6 protein-coding genes are annotated in these 5395 nt (G+C 34.7%); 5 read left to right on the forward strand and 1 reads right to left on the reverse strand.

All coding sequences use genetic code 11. The annotated features are described in order from the left end of the window. The 5 genes from FRX54_RS06215 to FRX54_RS06235 form a co-directional block, all read left to right on the forward strand. The coding region (locus FRX54_RS06215; protein ID WP_222430374.1) for a hypothetical protein at positions 1–341 on the forward strand (341 nt) is incomplete at its 5' end. Between the two features lie 471 nt (positions 342–812). Beyond that, complete coding sequence (locus FRX54_RS06220) at positions 813–1190, forward strand: hypothetical protein (RefSeq protein WP_146462147.1); 378 nt, start codon at positions 813–815, stop codon at positions 1188–1190. 191 nt (positions 1191–1381) lie between these two features. Continuing rightward, positions 1382–2803, forward strand: a complete 1422-nt coding sequence (locus tag FRX54_RS06225) for a Rep family protein (protein ID WP_146462149.1) — start codon at positions 1382–1384, stop codon at positions 2801–2803. After that, complete coding sequence (locus tag FRX54_RS06430; RefSeq protein ID WP_261379758.1) at positions 2778–4121, forward strand: FtsK/SpoIIIE domain-containing protein; 1344 nt, start codon at positions 2778–2780, stop codon at positions 4119–4121. The genes FRX54_RS06225 and FRX54_RS06430 overlap by 26 nt, the downstream gene beginning before the upstream one ends. Before the next feature lie 41 nt (positions 4122–4162). After that, a complete protein-coding gene (locus FRX54_RS06235) occupies positions 4163–4513 on the forward strand; it encodes a PBECR2 nuclease fold domain-containing protein (RefSeq protein WP_146462151.1) in 351 nt (116 codons plus the stop codon). A gap of 133 nt (positions 4514–4646) precedes the next feature. Here the strand turns inward: FRX54_RS06235 and FRX54_RS06240 are convergent, their stop codons facing one another. Further along, the gene (locus tag FRX54_RS06240) at positions 4647–5228 is read right to left on the reverse strand and encodes a hypothetical protein (protein WP_146462153.1); all 582 of its coding nucleotides are present in this window, start codon (positions 5226–5228) and stop codon (positions 4647–4649) included. Positions 5229–5395 lie beyond the last annotated feature (167 nt).

Consider the following 5395-nt stretch of genomic DNA (forward strand, 5'->3'; position numbering starts at 1 on the left):
TATTGTTTTTTTATTTTTGTCAAACGAAACAACTAAATAACAGAATTTATCTATTGACAACGTTTGAGAGGTGTGCTATAATCATTGTAGAAATCAAAAGAAAGAATCACTTTATGTTTAATAAAATGTTTAATAAAATTTTCAATAAAAATAAAAATAATGCTGAAAGATCTAAACGTAAGATGACAGATTATGAATTAGCACATCTTATTGATAAAATCAGACATAATCTTGATATTATTAAAAATTCGAATGATGTTAAAAGCATGAGATATTATTTTGATGAAATTTCAGGTTGGCTTGATGAAATTAAGAATGATGATTTTAAAGGTTGGTATTGATTTGAGATTTTTCTTCCGTCGGCTCCAATCGAAAAACATGACCGCAAAAAGCGATAAGCAAGGGCGGACGTAGTCCGTTTATCTTGACCCTTGCTAGCTTGCGATCATGTTAGATTGAAAAGCCGAACGGAGAATATCGAAAATCATTTCTTCCAGAGGTGGGGTCCAGCTGCCTTCAGCTGGTCGGGTCTGGGTGGAAACCCAGAGGGATTATATAGGGTTTACACTATCCTTTAAAAGGTGTATAATAAAAAAAGCCATGATTCAGCTTACGCAACTGAAAAAAATGGCTAAAAAAAGTGTCTTACAAACAGCCTGCAAGCAACGTAAGTAAGACCTCTCATATACGCAACCTAATTATACCATAAATAATCATGGTGTCAAAGGGAATATATTAGAGTGTCTTTTCTAAAGTTGGTTGTTGGTTGCAGTAAGTGCGATATAATCAATTTTAGAGAGGACGTTTTTTATATGTCAGATAACAATCAGCTTACAAGATTGCAAGCTCAACTTAGTGCAGCAAATGCTAATCCTTCTAACATGACAGCATTTAATGATGTGGTTGCTGTTTATCTTGGAGTGCAGAACAAAGCACACTATCCTAAGATGTTTGATTCAAATGGATCTAAAATGAAGGATGAAAGCGGACGTGACAAACGTAGTCAAAATTTAGATGGGTATACGCATACTTTCAGCGCAGTAGGCGAATCTATCATCGTGAAGGTGGTTCTCCCTAAGTCTTATAACCTGGAACTGATGACAGTTTATAAGGTTTCAGGATTAGGATATAAAATTTCGTCTGCAAATATGATTTTCATTGAAAAAAATGGGATGATTTCTAAATTTTAAGGACTGAAAGGAATGCTCTTTGAGCATTTTTTTTAAGAACCCTTTTGTGTTTTTAACTGTGCCTGTGCCAAAAAAATAAGGAATTATAAAATCACCATAAAACCTTACTACGCGTGCGTTTGACTCCGTCAGAACGCACGTATTGTGCCTTGGCACACTTTAAGTTACTGTGCCATAGAAAGTGAAAATAAATGAAGACAAAAAGAAAAAGAGCAAGGCTCTATTTTGGAATGAGAAATTATAAATTTGAAACCCATAATCAAGAGGGGAAGAGAATAGATGATATTACTGAAAAAGATTGGCGAGAAAAAGTTAGCCAGGAATTAGAAAGTGTTCAAGTTGATGAATTGACATATATTTTTCATGATCGTGATATTGACACGGATGGAGAAAAGAAGGCTCTGCATGTTCATTTTGTAGCTCGTTTTGCGAATCCAGTGGACTATGAGCCAACACGTGAAAAATTTAAGTGCGAGCCTCGAAATTTCGAAAAAGGACGTTCGGAATCATCTGCATTACTGTATTTAACGCATACAACCCCAGAATCTATCAAAGCAAAAAAGACTAGGTATAATGTTCAAGAATTGAAGGTAATAGCAATCGATGAAGAAGGAACACTGACACGTCGAGAAGGAGAAAATCTTGAGGAATGGTATCGAATTAAAATTGCTGGGAAAGCTGGAAGTTTGAAAGCTAATACTGACGATGATGTGGCTAGTATCATTGATGAATTAGCAGAGGGTACTATGTTTTTGACAGATGTTAAAGAGGAATTAAAGCAACGTTTTGACTCTACTACAGCTACCATGACTTGGATGAAGAATAAGCGTTATTTCAAAGAAGCAGTTGCTGAATACTATCAAGATAAATATCTGGAATGGCTTGAAAAGGGTCGTACATTTAGCTTAATTTATTTGGAAGGACCTTCTGGGATTGGTAAGACAAAGTTTGCAAATAAGATAGCACGTCGAGTTAATAGAGCGAAAGGAATTTCAGAAGGTTGGGTGCATAATGCACCCAACGATACATCAGGAGCGAGATATGATTTCTTGAATGGATATGAGCAACAAGTTGTAACTGTTTTTGATGATTTGAATCCGAAGACGTTCGGATATACTGAGTTTTTGAATCTTTTTGAAAAGGAACGTGTAGCAAAATATAGTAGTCGTTTTAATGACAAAGCCTGGTTTGCAGAAGTTGCTATTATTACAAAATCAACCTCTATCGATAGCTGGACAACCAGTCTTTCATTTAGCGAACTTAAAACAGATAAGTCTGGAAAAACGGCTAATATTCTTTATCAGCCACGTCGTCGTTTTTCGTTGATTATAAATATTGAGCATGATCTGGTTAAAATTAGTAAATATGTAGTGACAAATCCAAAAACTAACGCTCATGAATTGCAAGTTTTGAAAGAGTTTAAGACCCCAAAAGGTACGTTTTTAGATAATAACTTCCAGGAAGAGGTTTTAGACGAAATTGCAAAATATTTAGGATTGGCTGAAGTAACTGAAGAAGATGTAGCTGAAGTTTTACAGGTTGATTCTGATACAGTTAATAGGCTATCTGCTCTCTTGGAGGGTCAAAGTGGCGAAAACGTACAAGAAGAATAATAGAAATGTCTATAAAATACCCTTATATGCTCAGTTTTGGGTATGGTTTGGTTTAGTTTTAGGATTGGCAATTTTGTCTTTATTGATTGGATTTGTTGTAATATCTCAAATTCTTGGAATTGTTCAATTTAGTTTATGGTCGCTGGTCGTTATTTTGATGATTTGGCGAGTGTATTTACTGACAAAGTCAGTGATCAAGGCTGAGACAATTGGCAGATATATCACGCAAACAAGTGCAGAAAAAGTAGTTACAAAGAGTTTACTTGCGACAATGTCGGTCAATCGTTTTCAAGATACTCCATATATTTCAGTTCCAGAGGTGAGGGTCTTCGATCGAAGACCCTCACACATAGCCGTAGAAGTTGAGAAATTGGCTGGAATGTACGACATCGATAATTTGACAGAAGATATTAATTCTAGTTTTCGAGGTAAACTTGGCGATTATGCGGTCACGTCTGCAATGATAACTACGAATGGATTAATCTATAAATTTGTTCTTGAAGATGTGGCAACTGATAAAACTTGGCGACTAGCGACGTTGGATCAGATGAAACAACCTAGTCACGTATTGACTTTACAAGAAGGGTTGACAGTAAATTTAGCTGATTTCCCCCATCTGATCTGTTGGGGGAAATCAGGCCAGGGCAAGTCAACTACTTTAATATCTTTGCTTGTTCAAGCGTTGATGTGGTCGAAATCTAAAGTGTATATAATTGATCCTAAGAATGAATTTAGTGCTATGTCTGAATTTTATCCGGCTGATCGTATTGCAGTGGAAGTTAATGATGTTTTACGAATGTTGGCACATGTTTGTGATGAAATCAGTGAACGTCAAAAGATAGTGGCTGATGGTGTTAAAATTCATCAGAAAATGGGATTACGTGCTTATGATTTGGGACTATCGCCTATTGTTATAATGGCTGATGAGATTGGTTCGTTAGTTGCTTCAATGGATAATAAGCAAAAAAAAGAATTTTTAGCATTGGTTACTCAAATAGTCCAAAAAGGTCGGTCAGTTTCATGCTTTGCAATATTTGGAACACAGTCGCCTAAAACTGATACAACATTATCAAGTGATATTAGGTCGCAGTTTGCTACTAAGATTTTATTAGGGTCAGCGAATGGGGACATTCAGCGTATGGCATTTGATGGAGAAGTAGCAACTAAAGGTAATATAGAGCGTTTTAAGGGTTTCTATGTGTCGGATGGTAAAACAATTCAGCCAATGTTGTTTCATGTCCCAGATTTGCATTCACATAACTTAAATGACTTGAAAAATATAAGAAAAGCTTATGAAATAGGATTGGGTATTGATTAAAAAATGATTGTTGGTATAAGTAAGTGTGTTAGAATAGGGTTATGAAAAAAGTAGGAAAATTGACCAAAAAGGTTATTGAGGCTTTTAAGTTAGATTATGAGGAAGGTACAGTTATTTTGTTATCTCCTAAGCGTAAAAAACATATGGAAAAGCATCGTGATGAGTTTTCTGATTTTGATGTTGCTTTTGAAAATATTGATGAGATAATCAAAAATCCAGATTATGTTGGTCGTCATCCTAATGGTCGTTCTTTGGAGTACATTAAGAGAATTGATGGTAATGTTTTAGTGGCTGTTCGTTTAGGGGAAAAATTGGACGTTAGAACTATGTATGTGATAAGAGATACGAAGTTAAAAAATTATATTAAAGCTGGAAGAACTAAAAAAATGTGATATAATATAATAAATAGAAAACACCGAGGGCGGAAGAGGCAGCCGGCCGCACCAATTTGGTATGAAAGAGATGTAGGAGGGCCAACCTACCGGATGTTTTTTCGATAAATAAAAAAGACCATTAAGGTCTTTTTTATTGTTCTTTTCTGAGTTTTGTATATGCACTAATAGGGTCATTTAATCGTTTTTGAACTAGATAATAGTTAACAGTGTCTATGTCTTCAATGTCTGTAAAATGATATTCAGCTAAATCTTTATTCCATTGAGTTATGTCGAAAGGTTCGTAGAAGACTTCAAATAGAGCTTTCAGCATATAATGGTTTAAAGTTTTTGTAGATATTTTTGGTGGCTCGTATTTTTGTTCTTCTTCTTTTTTTAGAAGTTCGTCTGGTGTTTTATCTAATGTATCATGATAGTTTTGGATCGCTGCCGTTGCTTCTGATATGTATTTAGCCAAATCGTCTTCGTCTATAGTGCTGTGTTTGATAAGGTAATTTTCAACTTTCAAATATAGTTGTAGTAGTTGGTCTTGGGTGAACACTTTAGTTTTTGATTTTCCGACTATTCGAGTTTCAGCATTATCCCAAAAATTTAGCTCTTTTAGTACTCGCATGAATTTGGCACGCAATCTTTTTTGATTTTGTTCTGTATCTGGGATTTCGAATTTTGTGATTTGTTCATCTATAAATTGGTTTAATGTACGATGACTTTTCATAAAACGGACTCCTTTTGTATTTCGTTATGTTGATATTGTATATTGTTTTTTTATTTTTGTCAAACGAAACAACTAAATAACAGAATTTATCTATTGACAACGTTTGAGAGGTGTGCTATAATCATTGTAGAAATCAAAAGAAAGAATCACTTTATGTTTAATAAAAT

It is taken from the genome of Streptococcus sp. sy004 (assembly GCF_007859205.1).
In the GTDB taxonomy this organism is placed as follows: domain Bacteria; phylum Bacillota; class Bacilli; order Lactobacillales; family Streptococcaceae; genus Streptococcus.